The sequence below is a fragment of the Kribbella turkmenica genome, from assembly GCF_004348725.1.
Taxonomy (GTDB): domain Bacteria; phylum Actinomycetota; class Actinomycetes; order Propionibacteriales; family Kribbellaceae; genus Kribbella; species Kribbella turkmenica.
In genome coordinates this window covers 1-23,259 of record NZ_SMKR01000123.1, presented here as the reverse complement: position 1 = coordinate 23,259, position 23,259 = coordinate 1, and the positions used below count along the sequence as shown (strand labels likewise).

At 71.0% G+C, this 23,259-nt stretch carries 20 protein-coding genes and 1 riboswitch; of the genes, 8 read left to right on the top strand and 12 right to left on the bottom strand.

The window, feature by feature from the left end; genetic code table 11:
• Window positions 1-760: M28 family metallopeptidase (locus E1218_RS24985; RefSeq protein WP_132324224.1), on the top strand; the 760-nt coding region annotated here is incomplete at its 5' end.
• Here E1218_RS24985 and E1218_RS24980 read toward each other — a convergent pair.
• Window positions 757-2,136 carry a CapA family protein gene (locus E1218_RS24980; protein ID WP_132324222.1) on the bottom strand — a complete coding sequence of 460 codons (1,380 nt, stop codon included), beginning with the start codon at window positions 2,134-2,136 and terminating at the stop codon, window positions 757-759. The two genes, E1218_RS24985 and E1218_RS24980, sit on opposite strands and share 4 nt — an antisense overlap.
• 84 nt (window positions 2,137-2,220) lie before the next feature.
• Here E1218_RS24980 and E1218_RS24975 point away from each other — a divergent pair, with 84 nt between their 5' ends.
• Window positions 2,221-3,777 carry an adenylate/guanylate cyclase domain-containing protein gene (locus E1218_RS24975; protein WP_132324220.1) on the top strand — a complete coding sequence of 519 codons (1,557 nt, stop codon included), beginning with the start codon at window positions 2,221-2,223 and terminating at the stop codon, window positions 3,775-3,777.
• On the opposite strand, the gene E1218_RS24970 is transcribed toward E1218_RS24975, so the two are convergent.
• Window positions 3,760-4,476, bottom strand: a complete 717-nt coding sequence (locus tag E1218_RS24970) for a MerR family transcriptional regulator (RefSeq protein ID WP_132324218.1) — start codon at window positions 4,474-4,476, stop codon at window positions 3,760-3,762. The genes E1218_RS24975 and E1218_RS24970 overlap by 18 nt on opposite strands.
• Window positions 4,477-4,577: 101 nt before the next feature.
• Between E1218_RS24970 and E1218_RS24965 the strand changes: the two genes are divergently transcribed.
• Complete coding sequence (locus tag E1218_RS24965; protein ID WP_132324216.1) at window positions 4,578-5,303, top strand: PIG-L deacetylase family protein; 726 nt, start codon at window positions 4,578-4,580, stop codon at window positions 5,301-5,303.
• Here the strand turns inward: E1218_RS24965 and E1218_RS24960 are convergent.
• Window positions 5,300-6,052, bottom strand: coding sequence for an SDR family oxidoreductase (locus E1218_RS24960; RefSeq protein WP_132324214.1), 753 nt, complete (start codon window positions 6,050-6,052; stop codon window positions 5,300-5,302). The genes E1218_RS24965 and E1218_RS24960 overlap by 4 nt on opposite strands.
• Window positions 6,053-6,061: 9 nt before the next feature.
• A complete protein-coding gene (locus E1218_RS24955) occupies window positions 6,062-6,853 on the bottom strand; it encodes a GNAT family N-acetyltransferase (protein WP_165949409.1) in 792 nt (263 codons plus the stop codon).
• Window positions 6,854-6,961: 108 nt separating this feature from the next.
• On the opposite strand from E1218_RS24955, the gene E1218_RS24950 reads away from it, so the two are divergent.
• Window positions 6,962-7,768, top strand: coding sequence for an ArsR/SmtB family transcription factor (locus E1218_RS24950; RefSeq protein ID WP_132324210.1), 807 nt, complete (start codon window positions 6,962-6,964; stop codon window positions 7,766-7,768).
• Window positions 7,769-7,819: 51 nt separating this feature from the next.
• Here E1218_RS24950 and E1218_RS24945 read toward each other — a convergent pair whose 3' ends face one another.
• The 3 genes from E1218_RS24945 to E1218_RS24935 all read right to left on the bottom strand — a co-directional run bounded on the left by E1218_RS24945 (window position 7,820) and on the right by E1218_RS24935 (window position 11,844).
• Window positions 7,820-9,952, bottom strand: a complete 2,133-nt coding sequence (locus E1218_RS24945; protein ID WP_132324208.1) for a RecQ family ATP-dependent DNA helicase — start codon at window positions 9,950-9,952, stop codon at window positions 7,820-7,822.
• 93 nt (window positions 9,953-10,045) lie between these two features.
• Window positions 10,046-10,525, bottom strand: coding sequence for a redox-sensitive transcriptional activator SoxR (soxR, locus tag E1218_RS24940; protein WP_132324206.1), 480 nt, complete (start codon window positions 10,523-10,525; stop codon window positions 10,046-10,048).
• 47 nt (window positions 10,526-10,572) lie between these two features.
• Window positions 10,573-11,844, bottom strand: a complete 1,272-nt coding sequence (locus E1218_RS24935) for an MFS transporter (RefSeq protein ID WP_233712445.1) — start codon at window positions 11,842-11,844, stop codon at window positions 10,573-10,575.
• 70 nt (window positions 11,845-11,914) lie between these two features.
• Between E1218_RS24935 and E1218_RS24930 the strand changes: the two genes are divergently transcribed.
• Window positions 11,915-12,916 carry a GlxA family transcriptional regulator gene (locus E1218_RS24930; RefSeq protein ID WP_132324202.1) on the top strand — a complete coding sequence of 334 codons (1,002 nt, stop codon included), beginning with the start codon at window positions 11,915-11,917 and terminating at the stop codon, window positions 12,914-12,916.
• A gap of 1 nt (window position 12,917) precedes the next feature.
• Here the strand turns inward: E1218_RS24930 and E1218_RS24925 are convergent, their stop codons facing one another.
• From E1218_RS24925 to E1218_RS24905, 4 genes are all read right to left on the bottom strand, one after another.
• A complete protein-coding gene (locus tag E1218_RS24925; protein ID WP_132324200.1) occupies window positions 12,918-14,045 on the bottom strand; it encodes a M24 family metallopeptidase in 1,128 nt (375 codons plus the stop codon).
• Between the two features lie 195 nt (window positions 14,046-14,240).
• Window positions 14,241-14,984 (bottom strand): SDR family NAD(P)-dependent oxidoreductase, encoded by a 744-nt coding sequence (locus E1218_RS24915; protein ID WP_132324198.1) that lies wholly within the window; start codon window positions 14,982-14,984, stop codon window positions 14,241-14,243.
• A gap of 17 nt (window positions 14,985-15,001) precedes the next feature.
• On the bottom strand, window positions 15,002-16,069 hold the full coding sequence (gene rsgA / locus E1218_RS24910; RefSeq protein ID WP_132324196.1) for a ribosome small subunit-dependent GTPase A: 1,068 nt from the start codon (window positions 16,067-16,069) through the stop codon (window positions 15,002-15,004).
• Window positions 16,070-16,220: 151 nt separating this feature from the next.
• Complete coding sequence (locus tag E1218_RS24905) at window positions 16,221-17,351, bottom strand: YihY/virulence factor BrkB family protein (RefSeq protein WP_233712444.1); 1,131 nt, start codon at window positions 17,349-17,351, stop codon at window positions 16,221-16,223.
• Between the two features lie 63 nt (window positions 17,352-17,414).
• Between E1218_RS24905 and E1218_RS24900 the strand changes: the two genes are divergently transcribed.
• From E1218_RS24900 to E1218_RS24890, 3 genes are all read left to right on the top strand, one after another.
• Window positions 17,415-19,043: an acyl-CoA dehydrogenase family protein gene (locus E1218_RS24900; protein ID WP_132324192.1), complete on the top strand. Its 1,629-nt coding sequence runs from the start codon at window positions 17,415-17,417 to the stop codon at window positions 19,041-19,043.
• A riboswitch (ZMP/ZTP riboswitch) is annotated at window positions 19,041-19,122 on the top strand. Its footprint overlaps the gene before it by 3 nt.
• 28 nt (window positions 19,123-19,150) lie before the next feature.
• Entirely contained in the window at window positions 19,151-20,599 is a 1,449-nt protein-coding gene (locus E1218_RS24895) for a glycine hydroxymethyltransferase (protein WP_132324190.1), read from the top strand.
• A 233-nt stretch (window positions 20,600-20,832) separates the two neighbouring features.
• The gene (locus tag E1218_RS24890) at window positions 20,833-21,027 is read left to right on the top strand and encodes a hypothetical protein (protein ID WP_132324188.1); all 195 of its coding nucleotides are present in this window, start codon (window positions 20,833-20,835) and stop codon (window positions 21,025-21,027) included.
• Here E1218_RS24890 and E1218_RS24885 read toward each other — a convergent pair.
• Window positions 20,996-23,259, bottom strand: a 2,264-nt coding sequence (locus tag E1218_RS24885; RefSeq protein ID WP_132324186.1) for an ATP-binding protein, incomplete at its 5' end; no start/stop codon positions are given. The two genes, E1218_RS24890 and E1218_RS24885, sit on opposite strands and share 32 nt — an antisense overlap.

The window sequence follows — 23,259 nt, the reverse complement described above, 5'->3', positions numbered from 1 at the left end:
GATGAGCACCGTGCGGTACCTGGCCGGGCTCGGTCCGCGGGAAGGCACCAGCCCGGCGTACCTGCGAGCCCTGACCTGGCTCGAGCAGCAGTTCCGCGCCGCCGGCTACCAGACCCGCCGACAGGCGTTGCGCGTGCCCGCGGGCAACTCGTGGGGTGTCCCGGTCCGAGCCGGAACCACCTGGAACCTGATCGCCGCCAAGCCCGGCTTCGACCCCGCAGCACCACACCGCATCGTCGGTGCCCATCTCGACACCGTCCCGCAAGCTCCCGGCGCGGAGGACAACGCGTCCGGCGTCGCGGTCCTGCTCGGCACCGCCCGACTCGCGCACCGCCTGCCGGCCGTGTTCGTTGCCTTCGGCGCCGAAGAGCCTCGCGGCGAGGGCGACAACCGGCACCACTACGGCTCCCGCGCGTACGTCGCCTCCCTGCCGCAGGCCCAGCGCACTGCCCTGCGCGGCATGGTCTCTCTCGATCGCGTGGGCGTCGGAACCGTCGTACCGATCTGCTCGGCTCAACCCGACGACCTCGCGCTGCGCAACGAGCTCCGCGCGGTGGCGGCGCGTGCACGCGTGCAGAGCCGGGCCTGCGTGAACAGGTCGAGTGACCACTGGTCCTTCGTCCGCTCCGGCCTACCCGGTGTCCGCCTCGGCAGTACGCCGTATGCCGAGTACCACAGCGCCCGCGACCTTCCCCGCGTCGTCTCGCCCGCTCAGCTCGGCCGAGTGGGTCGTGTGGTCGGCGCTTGGCTCGCCAGTTAACGGATATCGCTGAGGATCTGCTCGGCCCTGGCACCGGTGACCACACGCGGACTGAAGTCGCTCCCGATCACGTACGGCGTGAGCCGCGCAGCCTTCAGCGTCTTGCCCCAGTAGGTGAGCTCCAGCAGAACCCCCTCCTGCGTCTGCTGGGAGAAGTCCATGTCGAACACCAGATTCCCCAATGAGTGCGCCACCACCTTGCCTGGTAGGAACTGCACACTTTGCACCCAGTGCGGATGCCCACCGATCACCAGGTCGGCTCCGGCCTGTGTGAGCGCCTCAGCCACGGTTCGCTGTGCGGGCACCGGAGTGTGCGTGTACTGCTGACCCCAATGCGGGAGTACGACGACCACGTCGACGACAGCCTTCAGGGTCGTCACGGCCCGGGTGACGGCCGCGAGGTCGCCGGTGTTGAGCGGTCCGGTCCGTGGCGGCATACGCAGGCTGAACGCGCCGGGACTCGACGACGTCGCGCGCGGTGTCTCGCCGATCGCGTTGAACGCCAGGAAGCCGAAGCGCACGCCGTCGCGCTCGACGATCGCCGGCCGCGCCGCCTCCACGAGGTTGCTGCCGGCACCTACCGGCTGGATGCCGCCGGTTCGCACCAACCGCACCGTCTCGATCAGCGCCCACCGCTGGAAGTCCCCGGTGTGGTTGTTGGCCAGCGAGAGTACGTCGACGCCGGCCGCTCGCAGTCCGGCGACGACCCCGGGCGGCGCGGCGAACGAGTCGCCACCCTGCTGCGGCGTACCGGCTCTGGACAACGTGCTCTCCAGGTTGAGCACGGTCAGGTCCGCGGCGGCCAGGCGTGGGCCGATCGCGCGCAGCGGTCTGGAGACGTCGCCGGCGCGTGCGGCCGCGGTCGCGACCCGGCGGCCGAGCATGACGTCGCCACCTGCGGTCAGGTCGATCACCGGTCCGGCGGGCTGCGGTCCCGGCGTGCGGAGCGGGTAGCGGGCGGGGTCCTTGAAGGGGTCGACGCCGGCGATCGTGAGCGGGCGGATCGACGGACCTGCTGCGGAGGCGGGGACGAGGGCGAGGGTGGTGGTGGAGTTCTGCGCCCGGCGAAGCGAGCCGACCTGGTAACCGCGCCAAGACTTGAGTGTTCCGCGGGCGATCGCGCGGGCGGTGGTCACGTCGATGTCCTGGGCGGCACGGGTGGGATGGATCGCGAGGACCAAGGGTTGGGTCGTGGCCAGCGTCGCCGTACTGGCTGATGGCGTGCGGGGCGAAGGGGTGCCGGGGGAAGCCGTGCCGGGCGACGCGGTGCTTGTGGCGCTCGGCGTCGTGCGGGGTGCGGGCGGCGCCGAGTCCGAGCAGCCGGCCAGGGCGGCCGCTGCCAGAGCGGCCAGCGAGACCTGCCATCGCGCGGCCATACCGCCACGGTAACCGCGCTCCCAATCTCCACCGTCCGGTAAGGCGGTTGCGGGATCGAGGGTGGTTGCCGACAGACTGTGAGCATGATCCCCCAGGGAAGTCCGGAGCTGGCCCTGAAACGGCGACCGTTCGGATCCTGGCTGCTGGGACCGGCCGACCAGAGCCCGCGGATGCTGCGGTTCCGGCTGCAGGTGCTGATGACGACGTTCTCGATCGGGACCAACGTGATCGGCGCGGCGATCGTGTTCGCGCTGGCGATCTTCGTGCTGCCTGGTCCCCCGCTGGTCGAGGAGCTGCAACTCGTCGAGCGAGTCGCGATCCCGGCGTACGTGGTGCTCGCGGTGATCGTCGGCTGCGTCTGGAGCACGCGGCTCGCCCGCCGGGTCACCAAGTGGGTCGACGAGGATCGGCCGGCCACCCGGCAGGAGCAGATCGCGACGCTGCAACTGCCGCTCCGGCTCACGCTGATCGAGGTCTTCCTGTGGTTCCTGGCGTGCGTGCTCTTCACCGTGCTCACGGTGGTGCTGCAACCGGAGAACGCGCTGCGGATCGCGGTCACCGTCTTCGACGGCGCGATCATCACCTGCTCGGTGTCCTACCTGCTGACCGAGTTCGCGCTCCGGCCGGTCGCCGCCCGGGCGCTGGCGGACTCCCCGCCGCCGCGGCGCCTGCTGGCGGCCGGGCTGAAGGCGCGGACCGTCTTCTTCTGGGCGGTCGGATCGGGGGTTCCGGTGGCCGGACTGATGCTGGCCGCCGTCCTCGCGCTGATCGAGCAGGACGTTTCCCCGACCCGGTTGTCGGTGATGATCCTTGCCCTCGGCATCGTCGCGATCGGGAACGGCTGGCTGCTCACGTTGCTGTCGGCCCGGTCGGTGGTCGCGCCGGTCCGGTCGGTGCGCCACGCCCTGACGCTGATCGGCGACGGTCAGCTGGACGTGCGCATCCCCGTGTTCGACGGCACCGAGCTCGGGTCGCTGCAGGCCGGGTTCAACAAGATGGCCGAAGGCCTGCGGGAGCGCGAGCGGATCCGCGACCTGTTCGGGCGGTACGTCGGCCCCGAAGTGGTGCGGGAGGCGCTGAGCAGCGACCGGCTCGGCGGGGAGGAACGGTTCGCCGCCGTCCTGTTCGTCGACCTCGTCGGCTCGACCGAGCTCGCGGCGGAACGGACGCCGACCGAGGTCGTTCAGCTGCTCAACCGGTTCTTCGCGATCGTGGTCGACGAGGTGGTCCGGCAGGGCGGGTTCGTGAACAAGTTCGCCGGTGACGCGGCACTGGCCGTCTTCGGCGCACCGGCCGAGCTGCTGGACGCCGCCGGCAGCGCGCTGCAGGCCGGGCGCACCCTGGCCCGCCGTCTGGCCGAGGAGCTGCCCGAGGCATCCGCCGGCATCGGGGTCACGGCAGGCATCGTGGTCGCCGGAACGGTCGGCGACGTACGCCGGCACGAGTACACGGTCATCGGCGACCCGGTGAACGAGGCGTCCCGCCTGAGCGAACTGGCCAAGATCACTGCGGCACACCTGATCGCCTCGATGACCGCGGTCGAGAAGGCAGCGCCCGCCGAGGCCGCACACTGGCGACCCGATGACCAGGTCACCGTCCGGGGGCGCTCGGAGCCGACCCACCTAGCCGTCCCGCGCTGACCGCTTCTCCTCGATCAGTTCATGCAGCAGTGCGGCGCCGTACAGCATCGCCTTCGTCCGCTGGTCGTGGGCGGCCCGGCGCTCCGCGATCGCGGCCCGCAACGCCTCGGTGCTGCCCGTACGGCGCAGGCCCTCGAGCACCGGCCTGATCTGCTCGAAGTAGTACCGGCCCTGCCGCAGCATGTGGATGATCCGCGCGTCCCGCACCTGCTCGGGTCCGTACCGCCGGTACCTCGTGCCCGGCTCGCGCGTCGGCTCGAGCAGGCCGGCGGCCTCCCAGACCCGGAGGGCCGACGTCCGCACCCCCAACTGATGCGCCAGCTCCCCCACCAGTAACGACGGGCCCGGCACCGGTGGCTCGTCCAGGAACTCGGCCGCCGCGGCACCGAGCGCCTCGCTCATCGCATCGGTCGCCAACCTCTGCTGATGCAGGCCCGCGTGCGACGCGTCCACGAGCCGGTAGGCCAACGCCTCGTCACCGGCGTGCACGGCCTGCATGATGCCGGTCGCCACCTCCGCGCCGAATCCCGGTGCGAGGGCGCGATAGGTCAGCAGCGCCGACAGGTGCTCCTCGCCGTACTGTCGGTACCCGGTCTCCGACCGCGGCGCCGGCGGCAGGATGCCGGCGGCCTCGTAGTTGCGCACCAGTTGGGTCGAGATCCCGGCCCGCCGCGCCAGGTCCACCGGCCGCAATCCCACGCCGTACCTCCATCCGAGCCGCTGATTCCCGTAGCCTCCCATTCAAACGGGCAGCGGACCGAGACCCTGGGGGCGGGTCGCGGTCGAAGGGGCGAAACCGTATGACCGAGACGACATTCGTGGTGGGCGAGGACCTGGGCACGGTCCTCGGGGTGTGGGCCCATCCCGACGACGAGGCGTACCTGTCCGCCGGGACGATGGCCGCGCTCCGCGATGCCGGTCACCGGGTCGTCGTGGCGACGGCGACGTACGGCGAGCAAGGGACGGAGGACCCGGACAGCCTGCCGCCGGACCGGCTGGCGGCGATCCGGGAGGACGAGATGCAGACCAGCCTCGCGGTGGCCGGCGTACAGGAGCACCACTGGCTGGGCTACCGCGACGGGGAGTGTGGTTCCGCGGAGGGTGGCGTCGCTGCGGTCGCTCGGCTGATCGATGAGGTCCGGCCGGACACGATCCTGACGTTCGGACCGGACGGGATGACCGGGCACGCCGACCATCGCGCGGTCTGCGCGTGGACGACTGAGGCGTGGCGGGCGGCCGGCGGTCAGGCCCGGCTGCTGTACGCGACGCTCACGCCCGGCTTCCACGAGGAGTGGGGTGCGCTCAACGACCGCCTCGGGCTGTGGCTGTACGGCGACCCGCCGGTGACGCCCGAGGGCGAACTCGCGCTGTACGTCACCCTCGACGGCGCCGACCTCGATCGCAAGATCAAGGCGGTGCTGGCGCACGTGTCGCAGACCAGCGGACTGGCGGCCGAGGTCGGCGCCGAGACGTTCCGCCGATGGTGGCGCGCCGAAGCCTTCGTCGCGGCCGACCGGACTCCCTAGCGCCCGCCGGCGACGTCGACTGTTGAGCCGGTCATGTAGGAGGAGCGCTCGGAGGCGAGGAAGGCGATGACCTCGGCGACCTCCTCGGCCGTGCCCGGCCGGCCGAGCGGCGGCGTACTGCCGATGCGCTCGAGCCGTCCTTCCTCGTGGATGTCGGTCTCGATCAGACCCGGCCGGACGCCGAGGACCCGCACACCCTCCTTGGACACCTCGTTCGCCAGCCCGACCGTCAGCGCGTCGACCGCGGCCTTGCTCGCCGCGTAGTCGACGTACTCGCCGGCCGACCCCAGCACGGCGGCCCGCGACGACACGTTCACGAGCACCCCGCCGGATCCGCCGTACGCCGCGGACATCCGCCGGACCGCCGCACCGGCGACCAGGATCGCGCTGATCGTGTTGACCCGGAACACCCGCTCGAGCCGCGCGGCGTCGTAGTCCGCGACCCGGCCGGACGGCGACACCACGCCGGCATTGTTGATCACGGCGCCGATCGGCCCGAGCTCGGCGGTCACGGTGTCGAACAGCCGCTCGATCTGGTCCGCCTCCGCGACATCGGCCTGCACGGCGATCGCCCGCCGGCCGAGCTCCTCGCAGGCCTTCACCACCCGCGCCGCCTCGTCTGCACGGGTCCGGTAGTTCACGCCGACGTCCCACCCGTCGGCGGCCAGTGCGACCGCCGACGCGGCCCCGATCCCGCGACTCCCACCGGTGATCAGCACGACTCCACGCCGTCCGTCAGTCTCAGTCATGCCCCCAGCCTACGAACCCGGCCGGACCGAGAGCTGCAACTGTGTCTCGGTATCGGTGAAGCCGAGCGCCCGGTAGATCCGGATCGCCAGGTACTCCGGATCCGCGACCATCACCAGCGTCCGCGCCCCGCCCGCGGTCAGCCCGTACGTCGACGCGCGGTGGACCAGCGTGCTCCCGATCCCCCGGTTGCGGTCGTCCGGATGGGTCTGCACACTCTGGAACCGCGCCAGCCCCTTGCCGTCGAACATCAGCCCGAGCGAGCTCTGCAACCGGTCGCCCTCGAACGCGCCGAACCACTTCCCGTACCCTGCTTCGACCAGGGCCCGCTTGGTCGCCACCTTCCGCCGGGTGAACTCGGCGTACAGGTCGTCGACCTCCATCGGAGCGGTCACCAGGCCGAGCTGCACCAACTGCTCCCAGTCGTCGTCAGAGCTGAGGTACCGGTAGGTCGACTCCTCGTTCGGCCGCGCGGGCGGCACGACCTCGCGCGCCGTCATCACCACGTCCCGCCCGATCTCGAAGCCGGCCGCGACCACCTCGTCCTCGGCGCCGATCACGCCGTCGACCGTGTCGATGCCCACGGCAACATGATTGGCGGCCGGGAACTCGGCGTGGAACGCGTCCAGCCGGCGCCGCACGTCACCGGGCGCGAACGGCGTCCGGAACAGCAGGAAGTTCCCCCACCAGAAGTTCGGGTTGTCCGGCGTCCGCGCCACGACGTACTCGCCGGTGTCCTCGAGGTCGCTTCCACCGAGTTCGAGCAGCAGCAGGTCGGTCCGGAAACCGAGGCTCTCGATCATCACCCGTTCATCGTCCAGGCACCGTCAACCCGATTCCTTGACATGCAACCATTCGGCTGCCTATCGTGTTCATGCAGCCAGACGGCTGCATCAAGCGAGCGGAGGGCGATGGACGACGAGGTGTTCCGCGCGCTGGCCGACCCCAGTCGGCGGCAGTTGCTCGACAACCTGAACGCGCGGAACGGTCAGACGCTGCGGGAGCTCTGCACCGGCCTGGACATGGCCCGCCAGTCGGTGAGCAAGCACCTCGCCGTACTCGAGGGCGCGAACCTCGTCACCCCCGTGTGGCGCGGCCGAGAGAAGTTGCACTACCTGAACGCCGAGCCGATCAACGCCATCGCGGACCGCTGGATCAACCAGTACGACCGTCGGCGGGTGCGACTGTTCGCCGATCTGAAGACGGTTCTGGAGGCCGACACCATGAGCGACAACGACTTCGTCTACACCACCTACATCAGGACCACGCCGGAGCGGCTGTGGCGGGCCCTCACCGACCCGGAGTTCACCAAGCAGTACTGGGGCGTGCACTTCGAGACCGACTGGAAGACCGGATCGGACCTCGTCTGGTACCAGGGCGACGTCCGGATCGAGGGTCCCGGCCAGACTGTCGTCGAGCACGACCCGTACCGCCGTCTGGCCTACACCTGGCACCACGTCACCCCGGAATTCGCGAAGGCGGTGAACCTGGCCGACGACGTCTACGAGAAGGCCCGCCGCGAGCCGCTGTCGACAGCGAGCTTCGACCTCGAGCCTGTCGGCGACAAGGTCAAGCTCACCGTCGTCCACTCCGGCTTCGAGCCAGGCAGCGCACTCCGCGCCATGGTCAGCGAAGGCTGGATCGAACTCATCGCCGACCTCAAGTCCTTCGTCGAGTCCACCTCGGAACTCCGCCCCGAAGCCCCGACCACCAACTGACGCAACCCCGAACGAAGGCTCCCCGCACAAGTCCCGAGCCGGTGGGTGGGATCAGGGGCGTTTGTGGATCAGGAGGGGAAGGACTGCGGCGGCGCCGGATTCGCGGAGTTTGGCGGTGGCGACTGTGATCGGCCATTGGGAGGACGACGCATCGACCAGGAGCAGGACGGTGCGGGCGGTGACGACCTGTGCGGTGGCTTCGTCGACCTGGATGCCGTCGCGCCAGACCTTCGCCTCCTCGGCCGACGAGAGGTCATCGGTGAAGCCGGTGGGGTTCACCGTGAGCTCGGCGCGGTCGAGGCGGCCGACGGTTGCGACGTGGTCGGCGATCTCCGCGGTCAAGCGCCCGTACCCGGCCGCGGCGAGCGGTACGACGACGTCGGGGCGGCTGGACCACGAGCCGCGCCAGCGCGACAGCGCCGCCACCGCGCCGGCCTTCAACGCCTCGAGCGAGTCGGGATCCGGCGGCCCGTCGGTGAACGTGCCCCGCAGGACCTCGCGCCACTCGGGGGCGTCGGCGTAGACGATCGTCCGGCCGGGCTCGGCCGACAGCTCGGCCGGAATCCGGCCCTTCGCACCGAACGCGCCGCCCGGCCACATCTTCCGCGGCTCCAGGACGTGCACCTCGCCCCGCAGCAGCCGGACGATCGACTGCACCGTCTCCGGCTCCGGCGCCGCCCGCAGCGGATCGGGCAACTCGCCGAGACACACCGAGCACCGGCCGCACGGCTCGGCCGAGGGATCGTCCAGCGACTCCTGAAGAAGTTGCATCAGGCAACGGTCACCGCGGGTGTAGGCCCGCATGATGTCCGCCTCCCGCCGCCGGACCGCGACGATGCCGTCGTAGTGGGCGGCGTCGAACGTCCACTCCGCACCGGTCCGCAGCCAGCCCTTCTCGACCCGCTCGACCACCCCGTCGACCGCCAGTTGCTTGAGCATCAGCTCGACCCTGGTCCGCCGCAGACCGGTCTCGGCCTCCAGCCCCGGAACGGTCGCCGGCTGATCCGGCCCGTAGCCGTCGAGCCCGCGCAGCAGGCGATTCACGTTCTCCGGCACCGGAATCGTCGCGGTGGCGAAGTAGTCCCACACGCCGGCGTCCGCGTCCGACGGCAGCAGCGCCACCACCGCGTGGTCGATCCCACGCCCCGCGCGCCCGACCTGCTGGTAGTACGACACCGGCGAGGGCGGTGAACCGACATGCACCACGAACCCGAGGTCCGGCTTGTCGTACCCCATCCCGAGCGCCGACGTCGCGACCAGCGCCTTCAACTCGTTCGCCCGGAGGGCGTCCTCGAGACTCTCCCGCGCCCCCGCGTCCAGCCCACCCGTGTACGCCGCGACCGGCACGTCCCGGCCGTGAACCTCCTGGATCGCCGCCGCAAGCCGCTGCGCGTCGGACACGGTCAACGTGTAGACGATGCCCGATCCCGGCAGCTTCGGCAGGTGATCGACCACCCAGGCGAACCGGTCCAGCGGCGACAGTGCGTCGACGACCGCCAGTTGCAGACTCGACCGGGCCAGCGGACCCCGCAGCACCAGCGTCGACTCCCCCAGCTGATGCGCGACGTCATCGGTTACCCGGGAGTTGGCGGTCGCGGTCGTCGCGAGCACCGGGGTCTTCGGGTTGAGTTGCTGCAGCACGTCGGACACCCGCCGGTAGTCCGGCCGGAAGTCGTGCCCCCAGTCCGACACCGCGTGCGCCTCGTCGATGACCAGCAGACCGACCTGTCCGGCCAGTCCGTCGAGCACGCGCCGGCCGAAGCCCGGGTTCGCCAGTCGCTCCGGCGACACCAGCAGTACGTCGACCGCGCCGGAGCGCAGGTCGTGCTCGATGCTCGACCACTCGTCGATGTTGTTCGAGTTCAAGGTGGCCGCACGCAGCCCGGCCCGGCCGGCGGCGGCGACCTGGTCGCGCATCAGCGACAACAGCGGCGAGACGACCAGCGTCGGACCGGCACCCTCCGCCCGCCGGATCGCGGTGGCCGCCCAGTACACGGCCGACTTGCCCCAGCCGGTCGCCTGCACGACCAGGACCCGGGCGCTCGCCTCGCACAACGCGGCGACGGCGGTCTGTTGATCCGCGCGCAGGCGCGCACTCTCGCCCGCGATCGCGCGGATCACGCCGCCGGCGATCTCGGCCCGCGCGTCGGTCAGCGTGCTGGTGGTCGAACTGGTGTCAGCCATGCCAACGACCCTAGACGCCTGCGCCCCCACTTTTCTCGTACCGGTCGCCGACCTGTGGACAACTCAGGCCGTCGGCGGCGCTGTCCACAGGGATCAGGCGCACTTGCCCGGGTGGCACGGTTCGCCGCCGGAACCGACGAGCCGTCGCGGACCAGGACCCTTGGCACTCAGGGCGTCGTACGGATTGGCCAGCGAGCAGCGGTCGAGGGACAGGCAGCCGCAGCCGACGCAGTCCCTGAAGTCGTCGCGGAGTTGCTCCAGGTGCAGGATGCGCTTGTCCAGCTCGGCCTGCCAGCACTTCGAGATCCGCTCCCAGTCCTGGCGGGTCGGTGTCCGGTTCTCCGGCAGCAGCGCGAGGATCGCGGCCACCTCGGCGAGCGGGATGCCGACGCGCTGGGCGATCCGGATCAGCGCGACCCGGCGGAGCGTGTCCCGCTTGTACCGTCGCTGGTTGCCCGACGTACGGCGGCTGACGATCAGGTTCTGCCGTTCGTAGAAGTGCAACGCCGAGATGGCCACGCCGCTGCGCTGCGCCAACTGCCCGACCGTCAACTCGCCCGGCTCGATGTCCACCCGCTCGTCCCTCCGACCTCGACCTGCGTCGAGGCTAGCCGACGGGGTCAGGCGGTTACGAGGCGGCGTCCGATGCTCGCGGACATCAGTGCGGCCGCCGCGCAGAGGCCGCCGGCCAGGTACCAGGCGAGGTTGTAGCTGCCCTGGACGTCGCGGATCGCACCGGCACCGGTAGCGGCCAGGGCGGCTCCGATCTGGTGCGAGGCGAATACCCAGCCGAACACGATCGGCCCGTCCACACCGAACCACTCCCGGCACAGCGCGACGGTCGGCGGCACCGTCGCGACCCAGTCGAGGCCGTAGAAGATGACGAACACCCAGATGCTCGGCTGAGCCGTCGGCCCGAGCAGTGACGGCAGCACGAGCAGCGACAGCCCGCGCAGCGAGTAGTACCCGATCAGCAGGTACCGCGGGTCCCACCGGTCGGTCAGCCAACCCGACACGATCGTCCCGCCGACGTCGAACACACCCACCAACGCCAGCAACGACGCGGCGGTCGTCACCGGCATGCCATGGTCATGCGCGGCGGTGACGAAGTGCGTCCCGATCAGCCCGTTCGTCGACGCCCCACAGATCGCGAAGCCGCCCGCGAGCATCCAGAACGCCGGCCGACGCATAGCCGACCGCAGCGCGCTCAACGCCCGCAGCGCGCTGCTGCCGCTCGCCTCGACCCGCTGACCCACGGTGCTGCCTTCGGGAGCGCCGTACGCCCGCAGCCCCACGTCGCTCGGGTAGTCCCGCAGGAAGAGCAACACCAGTGGCACGACGGCCAGCGCCGTGCCGGCCGCGACCAGCGCCGGCACGCGCCAACCGTAAGCACTGGCCAGGCTCGCGATCAGCGGCAGAAAGATGAGCTGACCGGTCGCACCGGCGGCCGTCAGGATGCCGGTCACCAGTCCACGCCGCTCGACGAACCAGCGGCCGGTGATCGTCGCGACGAACGTCATCGACATCGAACCGGTGCCGACCCCGACCAGCAGTCCCCAGCACAGCAGCAGTTGCCACGACGAGTTCATGAACACGGTCAGACCGCTGCCGAGCGCGATCAGAACCAGCGCACCGCTGACGACGCGACGCAGCCCCAGCCGGTCCATCAGCGCCGCGGCGAACGGCGAGATCAGGCCGTAGAGCAGCAGATTGATCGACACCGACGCCGAGATCGTGGCGTGTGACCACCCGAACTCGTCGTGCAGCGGGTCCAGCAGGACCCCAGGCACGGAACGGAACCCGGCCGCCCCGATCAGCGTCACGAACCCCACCGCGGCGACTGCCCAGGCCAGGTGCACCCGGGCAGTCCTCTGCTCCACAATCTGCGTCACCGGGACAGATTGCCGTTCCGGCCGAGGCCACACCAGTGGCCGGAACGCCATCATGTGTCAAGATGTGGCCATGAGTTCCCCGACGACACGGCCGCGGCGCCCGAAGGCGGCCGGACCGCACGTGGTCGCGGTCCTGGCCCTGGAACCAGTGGTCGGCTTCGACCTGACCATCCCGCCGACCGTGCTCGGCGCGGCGACGAAGGCCGACGGGACGCCGCTGTACGACGTCCGCATCTGTGGGCTCGAGATCGCGCCGATCCGCGCCGGCGCCGGGTTCAGCCTGATCCCCGACCACGGCCCGGAGGTGCTGGCCGAGGCAGGCACGGTGATCATCCCGGGGACCTACATCGCCCAGCCGAGGCACGAAGGCACACTGCCCCAGGATCTGGCAGAGGCGCTCGCGACCATCCGGCCCGGGACCCGGATCGCGTCGATCTGCACCGGAGCCTTCGTCCTCGGTGCCGCCGGACTCCTGGACGGTCGGCCTGCGACCACGCACTGGATCCGGGCCGCGATGTTCCGGGCGCTCTATCCCCAGGTGAAGCTCGACGAGGACCTGCTGTTCATCGACGACGGCGACATCATCACGTCGGCGGGTCTCGCCGCGGGGGTGGACCTGTGCCTGCACCTGATCCGCCGTGACTTCGGCAGCGAGGTGGCCAACCGGGCCGCGCGCCACTGCGTCGTCCCGCCATGGCGCGACGGTGGACAGTCACAGTTCATCGAACGCGTCGTCCCCGACGAAGGCACCGAAGGGACCGCGCCGACGCGCGCGTGGGCGCTGGAACGGCTCGGCGAGGAAGTCGGTCTCGCGACGATGGCCGCTCATGCGCGGATGAGCGTGCGCACGTTCAGCCGGCGGTTCAAGGCCGAGACCGGGCAATCACCGGGCACCTGGCTTCTCCAGCAGCGCGTCCGGCACGCGTGCCACCTGCTCGAGACCACCGGCCTGTCCGTCGACCGCGTGGCGGAGTCGGCCGGCCTGGGCAGCGCCGCGTCGCTGCGTCACCACCTCCGCACCGAGCTCGGCGTCTCGCCACTGGCCTACCGCAGAACATTCCGCGCCGTCTGAGTCACAGCACCACCAGCTCGTGCGGGCGGCGGTTCATCGGCTCCACCCCATCCGCGGTGACGACGACGATGTCCTCGATCCGCGCACCCCACCGGCCCGGCTGGTAGATCCCCGGCTCGACGCTGAACGCCATCCCCGGCTCGAGCGGCAGCGCGTTGCCGGCCACGATGTACGGCTCCTCGTGCACGTCCAGGCCGATCCCGTGCCCGGTCCGGTGGATGAAGAACTCGCCGAACCCGGCCGCCGCGATCACGTCCCGCGCGGCGGCGTCCACCGTCTCCGCGGACACGCCCGGCCGGACCGCGTCCACGGCCGCCTGCTGCGCGTCCCGCAGTACGGCGTAGGTCGCGGCGACGTCCGCGTCCCGGGGCTCGCCGACGGCGTACGTCCGGGTCGAGTCGGAGTTGTAGCCCTCGGCAACCGGTCCGCCGATGTCGACGACGACCACGTCGCCGGACTCGATCACCCGGCCGGACAGGCTGTGGTGCGGACTCGCGCCGTTCGGGCCACTGGCGACGATGACGAAATCGGCGACGACGTGGCCCTCGTCGACGATCGCGGCCGCGATGTCGGCGCCCACCTCGGCCTCGGTCCGGCCGGGGCGCAACCACTCGCCGACCCGCGCATGCACCCGGTCGATCGCCGCGCCCGCCGTCCGGAGCGCCTGGATCTCGGCCGCGTCCTTGCGCATCCGCAGTTCGCGGACGATCGGTCCGGCCAGGACCTGCTCCGCCTTCGGCAGCGCGTCGCGCAGCCCGAGCACGTGCACAGCGGGCGTGAAGTCGCTGACCGCCACCAGGTCCGGGGCGCGCAGGCGGTCCGCGGCCAGGCCGTACGGGTCGTCGCCGTCGACCCACGTGACGACCTCGACCCCGAGCTCGGCCAGCGGAAGGCCGGCGAACCCCGGTGCTTCGAGCTTCGGCACGACGAGGGCCGGCGGACCGTCGGCCGGGACGACCAGGGTGGTCAATCGCTCGAACGAGCCGCCGGCCTGGCCGAGCAGGTACCGCAGGTCCGATCCGGGGGCGATCAGCAGGCCGGTCCCGGCCGCGGCCTCCCGGGCGCGCTCCAGCCGGGAGCGCAGGACGGCGGCATCAGGGACGGGGCCTTGGGGAGCTCGACTCGACATGCGCCGACTCTAGCCCGTGGGCACCGGCCCGTGACGATGGTTTTCCCACTGCACACGGGCGACGTACGCCGTCCTGGATGGTGCCGGGCACAACCTCCAGCTCGAGCGAGCCGAGCTGTTCGGCGCCCTCGTCCGCGAGTGGCTGCACCGCGCCTCGGAACAGGCGACGACCCGACGGTGGCGGAGGCGGCTGAGCTACATCCGCAGGTGTGAGCCGCCGTTGAAGTCGAGGACGGTTCCGGTCGCGAACTCGGCCTCCGGTGAGGCCAGGTAGTGGATCGCGCCGGCGACCTCCGACGGGTCGGCGACGCGTTCGAGCGGGCTCTCCATCCGCCGCCGGTCGTAGCCCTCGCCGGCCAGGTTCACCGCGGCCATGTCGGTGGTCGTCCAGCCAGGAGCGATCGCGGTCACGGCGATGCCCTCCGGTCCGAGCGCGCGGGCGAGTGACTGGGTGAACGACACGATGGCGGCCTTCGACGCGCCGTACGCGGGCTGGTTCGGTTCACCGCGGAACGCGCCGCGGGACGACACGTTCACGATCCGCCCGCCCCGGCGCATGTGCCGGACCGCGCACCACGTGACGTTCGCCGGCCCGACCAGGTTCACCGCCAGGGTGTCCGCCCACGCCTGCTGCCACGCGGCGTACGTCGTCTCCCGGATGTGATGCGGGTGGTAGACCCCGGCGTTGTTCACGAGTACGTCGATCCCGCCGAGAGCCGCCGCGGCCTCGTCGACCATCGTCCGGATCGCCTCCGGGTCGGCGAGATCCGCCTGGACCAGGACATGCCCCGAGCCCGGAAGCGCCGACAGCACCTTGGCCGCGGCCTCGGGCGACGAGCCGTAGTGGACGGCCACCCGGTCGCCGGCCGCGGCGAACGCTTCGGCGGTGGCCGCACCGATTCCTCTGGAGGCACCTGTGACCAGGACTGCACGAGTCATGCCCCCGATCCTTTCATTCAGCCTCTCGGCCGGAAGTCGCGCCGGTACGACTTGGTGGCGCGGACCCACTCCTTCTTCGCCTCGGCCCGCACGCGCGCGTCGGACCGGCGAGCCATGAAGGCGGCCTCGCGCTGGAGCCTCGTCCAGCTCTCGTACCGGCGGTGGGACAGCGTGCCGTCCTCCAGGGCTGCCCGCACCGCACAACCGGGCTCGGTGACGTGTGCGCAGTCCTTGAACTTGCACTGCTCGGCCAGCGAGGTGATGTCCGGGAACGCGGCCGCCAGGCCTTCGCCCGACTCCTGGAGGCCGATCCCCCGCAGCCCCGGCGTGTCGATGACGACCCCGCCACCCGGCAGCACGATCAGCTCGCGCCGCACCGACGTATGCCGTCCCTTGCCGTCGTCGCGGATCTCCTGCACGTCCAGCAACTCCACACCGGCCAGTGCGTTCACCAGTGACGACTTGCCCGCGCCGCTCGACCCGAGCAGCGCGACCGTCGCGTCGCCGGCCAGCAACGCCTGTACAGCCTCGAGACCCTCACCGGTCGTCGCACTGCACACCAGTACGTCGGCGCCCGGTGCGGCCCGCGCCACGTCCTCGGCGACGGCCTCCGCATCGCCGACGAGGTCCGCCTTGGTCAGCACGACGACCGGCCGCGCATCGCTCTCCCACGCCAGCGCGAGGAAGCGTTCGATCCGGCCGATGTTCGGCTCCGGGTGCAGCCCGACCACGATCGCGATCACGTCGACGTTGGCGGCCAGCACCTGGCCTCTCGACGAACCGCCAGCCTCCGCGCGCACGATCGCCGTACGACGTGGGGCCAGGGACTCGAGGGTGATCCGGTCGTCCGGCCAGTGACGCAGTACGGCCCAGTCCCCTGTACATGGGCCGGCCAGAGCGTCACCGGCGATCGCGGCGAGGAGCGCACCCGACCAGGTCGCGCGGACCGGTCCGTCCTCGGTGAGGACGGTCGCCAGGCCCTTGTCGACCCGGCCGACGCGTCCCGGGACGAGGTCGTCCGGGACGGAAGCGAGGAATTCGGCCGTGGTGGCGTCGAGTCCCAGGGCCTGGAGTGTTGCTGACATGCGGCGAACCTTTCGGAGGGTCCGGCCGCGAGATCAGCTCAGCGGACGGACAGTACGGGAGGCTGTGTCGGCCCGGCGGGCCTGACGCAGGTGCATGGTGGGCCGCCTCCCTTCGAAGTCCTGGGTCCTGGTCGAGGACCGGCTGATGCCGTCAGCGTAGGTCGTCGGATTCGGTCTGCGCACCGGATTTTCCGACCGGTTCCGGCTTGCGTTCCGCCTTCGGCGCCGCCGCCGGCGGCCGCGCGTCGTCCGCCGGTGACACCGGCTTCGAGCCGTCGGCCGGCACGACCGGAGCCGGCTCCTCGAGTGGGGTCAGCGGTTGCTCGTGGTGATGCGGGTCCGGCTCGGCCTTCATCACCGGCTCCACCTCGTCGTCGGTTTTGTCCACCGTGACCCCGGCCTTGACCTCCGCCTCCTGAATCCGCGACTTGTGCGGCCACAGCCGGTCGACGACCGCGTTCAGCGCCGCACCGATGAGCACCGCGATCGCTGTCATGTACAACCACAGCAGGACGGCGATCGGCGCCGCCAGCGGACCGTAGATCGACGTACCGCCGACCGTGCTCTGCAGGATCCAGCGCAGCAGGAAGCTGCCGAGGATCCAGATCGACAGCGCCAGGAACGACCCCGGAAGGTCGGAGACCCACGGCGTCCGTACCGGCACCGACAGGTGGTACAGAGTGTTCAGGAAGCCCGCCGACAGGATCGTGACGACCGGCCAGTAGAGCTGGTTCAGGAAGTCCATGCGGTGCGGCAGCAACGCCTCCACGGCGTCCGGTCCGGCCAGCACCAGCGGCAGCACGATCACGCCGATCACGAGAGCTGCGCAGTACAGCGAGAACGACAGCGCGCGGGTCCGGACGATGCCGCGCTTGCCGCCCATCCCGTACATGATGGTGATGGTGTCGACGAACACGTTCAGCGCCCGGCTGCCGGACCAGAGCGCGAGCACGAAACCGATCGAGATCACGTCCGGCCGCCCGCCGCTGAGCACCTGGTCCAGCGTCGGCACGATCACGCTCTGGACCGAGTCGACCGTGAGCGCCCGGGCCGCGAGCTCGGCGATCTGCTGCTTGATCTCGTCGATCGTCTCGGCCTCGAAGTACCGGCTGGCGATGTACCCGAGACTTCCGGCCAGTCCGAAGATCAGCGGCGGCAGCGAGAGGATCGCGAAGAACGCTCCCTCGGCGGCCAGGCCGGTGACCCGGTAGCGCAGGCAGACGCCGACCGTCTGGGAGAGCAGCTTCCAGGTCGTCGCGGGGATTCTGCGGACCCATGCCAATGAGAGGGAGCTCCCACCAGTGGGTCCTGCCCCAGAACGTGCCATACCGCTTACCGTACTGACATGGCGGACCCATTCGCGGTAACGAACCAGGCTCCTCCGATGCAGGGGGTGAACTTCTTCACCCGGGACGCGGCACTCGGTGACGCTCTGCGTCCGTACGCCGACCTCGCCGGCGATCCCGGTCTGCACCGGATCGGCGAGCTGGCCGGGTCCGAGGAGGCCCGCGCGCAGGCCTTGCCGGCGAACCAGAACGCGCCCGTCCTGCGCACCCACGACCGCTACGGGCACCGGATCGACGAGGTCGAGTTCCACCCGTCGTGGCACTGGCTGATGGAGAAGGCCATCGGGTTCGGTCTGCAGGCGGCGCCGTGGACGAGCGACCGGCCGTCGCCACACCTGACGCGGGCCGCGGGCTTCTACCTGTGGTCCCAGGTCGAGCCGGGGCACGGCTGCCCGATCTCGATGACGTACGCGGCGGTCCCCGCGCTCAGGGCCGACGAGCGGCTCGCGAAGGAGTGGATCCCGGCCCTGGCCTCGGCGCAGTACGACGTACGCCGGCTGCCGGCGGCCGAGAAGAGCGGTGTGCTCGCCGGGATGGGGATGACCGAGAAGCAGGGCGGGTCCGACGTCCGGGCGAACCTGACCACGGCGACGCCGACCGGGACCGACGGGGAGTACCAGCTGAACGGGCACAAGTGGTTCTGCTCGGCGCCGCAGGTCGACGTGTTCCTGGTGCTGGCGCAGGCGCCGGAGGGGTTGACTTGCTTCGTCGTCCCGCGGGTGCTTGCCGATGGCAACCGGAACGCGTTTGCCCTGCAGCGGCTGAAGGACAAGCTCGGCAACCGGTCGAACGCCTCCGGCGAGGTCGAGTTCCACGGCACCGTCGGCTATCGCCTCGGTGACGAGGGTGCCGGTGTCCGGACGATCATCGACATGGTCGCCGCCACCCGCCTCGACTGCGTCCTCGGCTCTTCCGCGCTGCAACGCCGGGCCCTGGTCGAGGCGATCTGGCACGCCCGGCACCGCTCCGCCTTCGGCGGCCCTCTGGCCGACAAGCCCGCGATGCAGAACGTGCTCGCGGATCTGGCGCTCGAGAGTGAGGCGTCGACGGCGCTCGCGATGCGGCTGGCGGCCGCGGTCGACGCAACGGTGACCGGTGACGAACAGGCGGCCGCGTTCCGGCGGATCGGGTTGCCGCTGGCGAAGTTCTGGGTGTGCAAGCGGACGCCGTTCATGGTGGCCGAGGCGTTGGAGTGCCTGGGCGGGAACGGGTTCGTCGAGGAGTCCGGGATGCCCCTGCTGTTCCGCGAGTCGCCGCTGAACTCGATCTGGGAGGGATCGGGCAACGTCAACGCCCTCGACGTGCTGCGGGCGCTCAGACGGCCCGAGTCACTCGAGGCGTGGCTGACCGAACTCGCCACGGTGCAGGGGGCCGACCAACGCCTCGACACCGCGGTGGCCGACGTACTGCAAGCGCTTGCTGACATCGACGGAGCGGAAGCGGGAGCGCGCCGGCTCGCGGCGCGGATGGCCCTGTGCCTGCAGGCTTCCTTGCTGCTCAGGCACTCGACGCCCGCCGTCGCGGACGCCTTCGTCGGCTCGCGCCTGGCCGGTGACTGGGGTGGGGTGTTCGGGACGCTCCCGCGGACCACACCCTTCCGGCAGATCGTCGAGCGCACGATAGGGTGAGCGCGTCGCGACTGGCGCGCTGAGGTGGAGAACCACCGGGGAGCGAAGACCGTCGGCACCGTGCGCCTGGGTGCCTTCGACCCACTGCAACCGCAGGAGAGACAACGATGACTCAACCCTTCGACGCCGCCGCCGCGTCGGCCGCGTACCGCAACGCGCTCGAGGTGATCGCCGCGGTCGAGCCGACGATCGCCGGTGCGATCAAGTCCGAGCTGGCCGACCAGCGCTCCTCGCTGAAGCTGATCGCGAGCGAGAACTACGCCTCCCCCGCCACCTTGCTGACGATGGGCAACTGGCTGTCCGACAAGTACGCCGAGGGCACCATCGGGCACCGCTTCTACGCCGGCTGCCAGAACATCGACACCGTCGAGCAGGCGGCCGCCGACCACGCCAGGGCGCTGTTCGACGCCCCACACGCCTACGTCCAGCCGCACTCCGGCATCGACGCGAACCTGGTCGCCTTCTGGGCGATCCTGGCCCAGCGGATCGAGTCGCCGGCACTGACCGAGGCCGGGGCGAAGCACGTCAACGACCTGACCGACGAGGACTGGACCAAGCTCCGCAAGGCGCTCGGCGACCAGAAGATGCTCGGCATGTCGCTGGACGCCGGCGGCCACCTGACCCACGGCTTCCGGCCGAACATCTCCGGCAAGATGTTCAACCAGCACTCCTACGGCACCGACCCGGAGACCGGGCTTCTCGACTACGGCAAGGTCGCCGCGACGGCGCGTGAGTTCAAGCCGTTGATCCTGATCGCGGGCTACTCGGCGTACCCGCGCAAGATCGACTTCGCGAAGATGCGGGAGATCGCCGACGAGGTCGGCGCGACCCTGATGGTCGACATGGCGCACTTCGCCGGCCTGGTCGCGGGCAAGGTCTTCACCGGCGACTTCGACCCGGTGCCGCACGCGCACGTCACCACGACCACCACGCACAAGTCGCTCCGCGGGCCGCGCGGCGGCATGGTCCTGTGCCAGCCGGAGTACGCCGACTCCGTCGACCGTGGCTGCCCGATGGTGCTCGGCGGCCCGCTCAGCCAGACGATGGCAGCGAAGGCGGTCGCGCTGGCCGAGGCCCGGCAGCCGTCGTTCCAGGAGTACGCGCAGGCGGTCGCGGACAACGCGGTCGCGCTGGCCGACGGCCTGATGAAGCGTGGCGTCAAGCTGGTCACCGAGGGCACCGAGAACCACCTCGTCCTGCTCGACGTCTCGTCGTACGGGATCACCGGCCGGCAGGCCGAGTCGGCGCTGCTGGACGCGGGCATCGTGACGAACCGGAACGCCGTACCGCGCGACCCGAACGGCGCCTGGTACACCTCGGGCGTCCGGATCGGCACGCCGGCGCTCACCACCCGCGGCTTCGGGGCCGACGAGTTCGACCGGGTGGCCGAGCTGATCGTCGACGTGCTGTCCTCGACCACGCCGACCACCACGCCGGCCGGTGCGCCGTCGAAGGCGAAGTACGTGCTGGCGGACGGCGTCGCGGACAAGACGAAGGCGGCCTCGGCCGAGCTGCTCGACAAGCACCCGCTGTACCCGGGTCTCGAGCTCAGCTGACCGCACTTCGATGATCAGGAAGTCGTGACAGTCGGGTCGGGTGCGCTCATGCCACCTGACCCGACGCCGGAGGAGATCAGTCAGTTCGTCGAGCGGTTCGCCGGAGTGCTGGCGAACAGCGGCGTACCGACGATGTCCGCCCGGGTGATCGGCCGGATGCTGGTCAGTCCGGCCGGCACGATGACGTCCGCCGAGCTGGCCGAATCGCTGCGGACTACCGAGTTCGCGGCGACGTGTACTCCGCGATTCTCGAGCGCCGCAACAGTGCGCTCGCCGAGTGGGAGTCGACCAGCCGCTCCGGCGTCGAGCTGTTCGGCGAGGACGCCACGGTGGGCTGCCGGCTGTCGGAGGCGGCCGACTTCTCCGCCTTCATCCACAAGGATGTCGACCAGCTGATCAAGAGCTGGCGGGCCGAGTCCCGGCGGTAGCGGACCCGCCGGGGAACCGGGCGAGCAGGTCTTCGACGCGTTCCGTCCGGCCCTGGCGCCGGTGCGTCTCCCAGTCCTCGACCGGCAGCGCGCCGTCGATCAGTTCGAGAGCCTCCGCCAGTTCGTCGTCCCGGTGCGGGTTGGGCATGCCGAGGCGGTCCCCCATCGCTTCCTCGGCGCCGAACAGGTGTCCGGCGCCGACGGGGTCGCCGTCGCGCAGCAGGATGTTCATCACGGTGTTCGCGAACGCCATGGTCAGACTCGGGTTGCCGAGCGCGAGCACCGTGCCGACCAGGCCAGCGGCGAGCGTCTTCGCCTCGCCGACGCGGCCCGCCACGACGAGCAGGTACGCCAGATTCTGTCCCTGTACGGCGGCCTCGTGGACGTCGCCGAGATCCTCCAGGATCGCCAGCGACTCCCGCATCAACGCCTCGGCGCGATCGAGCCGGCCGAGTCGCTCCTCGACACCTCCGAGGTTGCCCAGCACCCGCGCGAGCCCGCCCTTGCTGTCGAGCCCGCGATGCAGGTCGAGGCCCTCGGTCAGCGTGTCACGTGCGGCCTCGACGTCGCCCGTCATGCCCTGGACGGTCCCCAGCAGGCTGAGCGCCAGAGCCTCCTCGGAGCGGTCGTCCACCGACCTGGCCATGGCGAGCGCTCTGGCGGCCATGTCGTGGGCACGGCCGGGCTCGCCTTGCAGCACCAGCAGGTTCCCCAGTCCTCGCAGGCAGGCGGCGAGGTGCCGCGACGAGGTTCCGTCCGCTCGCTCGACGACCCGTTCGGACCAGCGGCGGCCCTCGGCGACATACCCGGCCAGCACCCACATCCAGCTGAGCGCGGCGCACAGCCGGACGCCGGTGGACGGATCGCCGGCGTCGTCGTCCGGTGGAACCGCCCAGGCCAGGGCGGCCCGGAAGTTGTCCAGCTCGGTCCTCGCCAGCTCGAGGCTCGTCCACGTGGTCGACTCCCGCACCGTCTGCAGGTGCTCTGCCAGCTCCAGGTAGTAGGCGGCATGCGCACGCCGAGCGGTCTCGGTCTCACCGGCGGCGTGCAGCTCGTCCTCGGCGTACTGCGCGATCGTGCGGAGCAACGAGACTCTCGGCTCGCCGTCCGGACCGTCGGCGATCTTCACCAGGCTGGCGTCATCGAGCTCGGTGATCACCTCGAGCGGGTCGGTCTTCTCCGAAGAGCCGAGGGCAACGGCGGCGACGGCGGCGAGGTCGGCGCCGCCGGCGAAGACCGCCAGCCGGCGGAAGGCCGCACGCTGCGCCGGACTGAGCAGGCGGTAGGACCAGGCGATGGTCTCGCGGAGCGTCCGCTGCCGCTCGGGAGTCGCCGTGCTCCGGGCCTCGACATCCAGTGCCTGACCGATCCGGCCGAGCAGCGCCTTCGTGCTCAGCACCTTGATCCGGGTCGCACACAGCTCGATGGCGAGCGGCAATCCGTCCAGACGCCGGCAGATGGCCACCACGTCGGCGACGTTGTCGTCGGTGAGCTCGAACCCGGGACGTACTGCCTGCGCGCGGTCGACGAAGAGCTGCACGGCTGCGGAGCGACCGGCCGCGGACAAGCTCGAATCCTCCGGCAGAGCAAGCGGCCGCACCGGGAACTGGCGTTCGGCGTTCAGCCCGATCGGCCGTCGCGACGTCGCGATGACGCCGACGCCGGTGGCCGCGTCGAGAATCTGGGCGACGACCCGGTCGGCGCCGTCGACCTGCTCCAGATTGTCCAGGACCAACAGCATCGACCGGCGCGCCAGGTGGGCGCGCACCCGGTCCGGCCGGCGCTCTCTCGGTGCGAGGTCGAGGACTTCGGCGATCGACGTCCACATCACCGGCTCACTGGTCACCGCCGCGAGGGGCACGAAGTACACGCCGTTCCCGAAACCGGTGGCGAGCCGCTCGGCGGCCGAGACGGCCAGCCTGGTCTTGCCGGCACCGCCTGGCCCGGTGAGTGTGACCAGGCGAACGCCCGGCGCACGGAAGGTCTCCGCGAGCCGGGTGCGGTCGCGCTCCCGGCCGATCAGGGGTGTGGCGGACGCGGGCAGACTGGTCGCCGTACCGACCGTGCGCAGCGGCGGGAAATCCTCCCGAAGTCCCGCGACGGTCAACTGGTAGAGGTGTTCCGCCTCCGGGATGTCCTTCAGGTGATGAACGCCGAGATCCCGCAAGGACGCGCCGTCCGGGAACGCGTCGCGGACGAGGTCGCCGGTCACGCCCGAGATCACCACCTGAC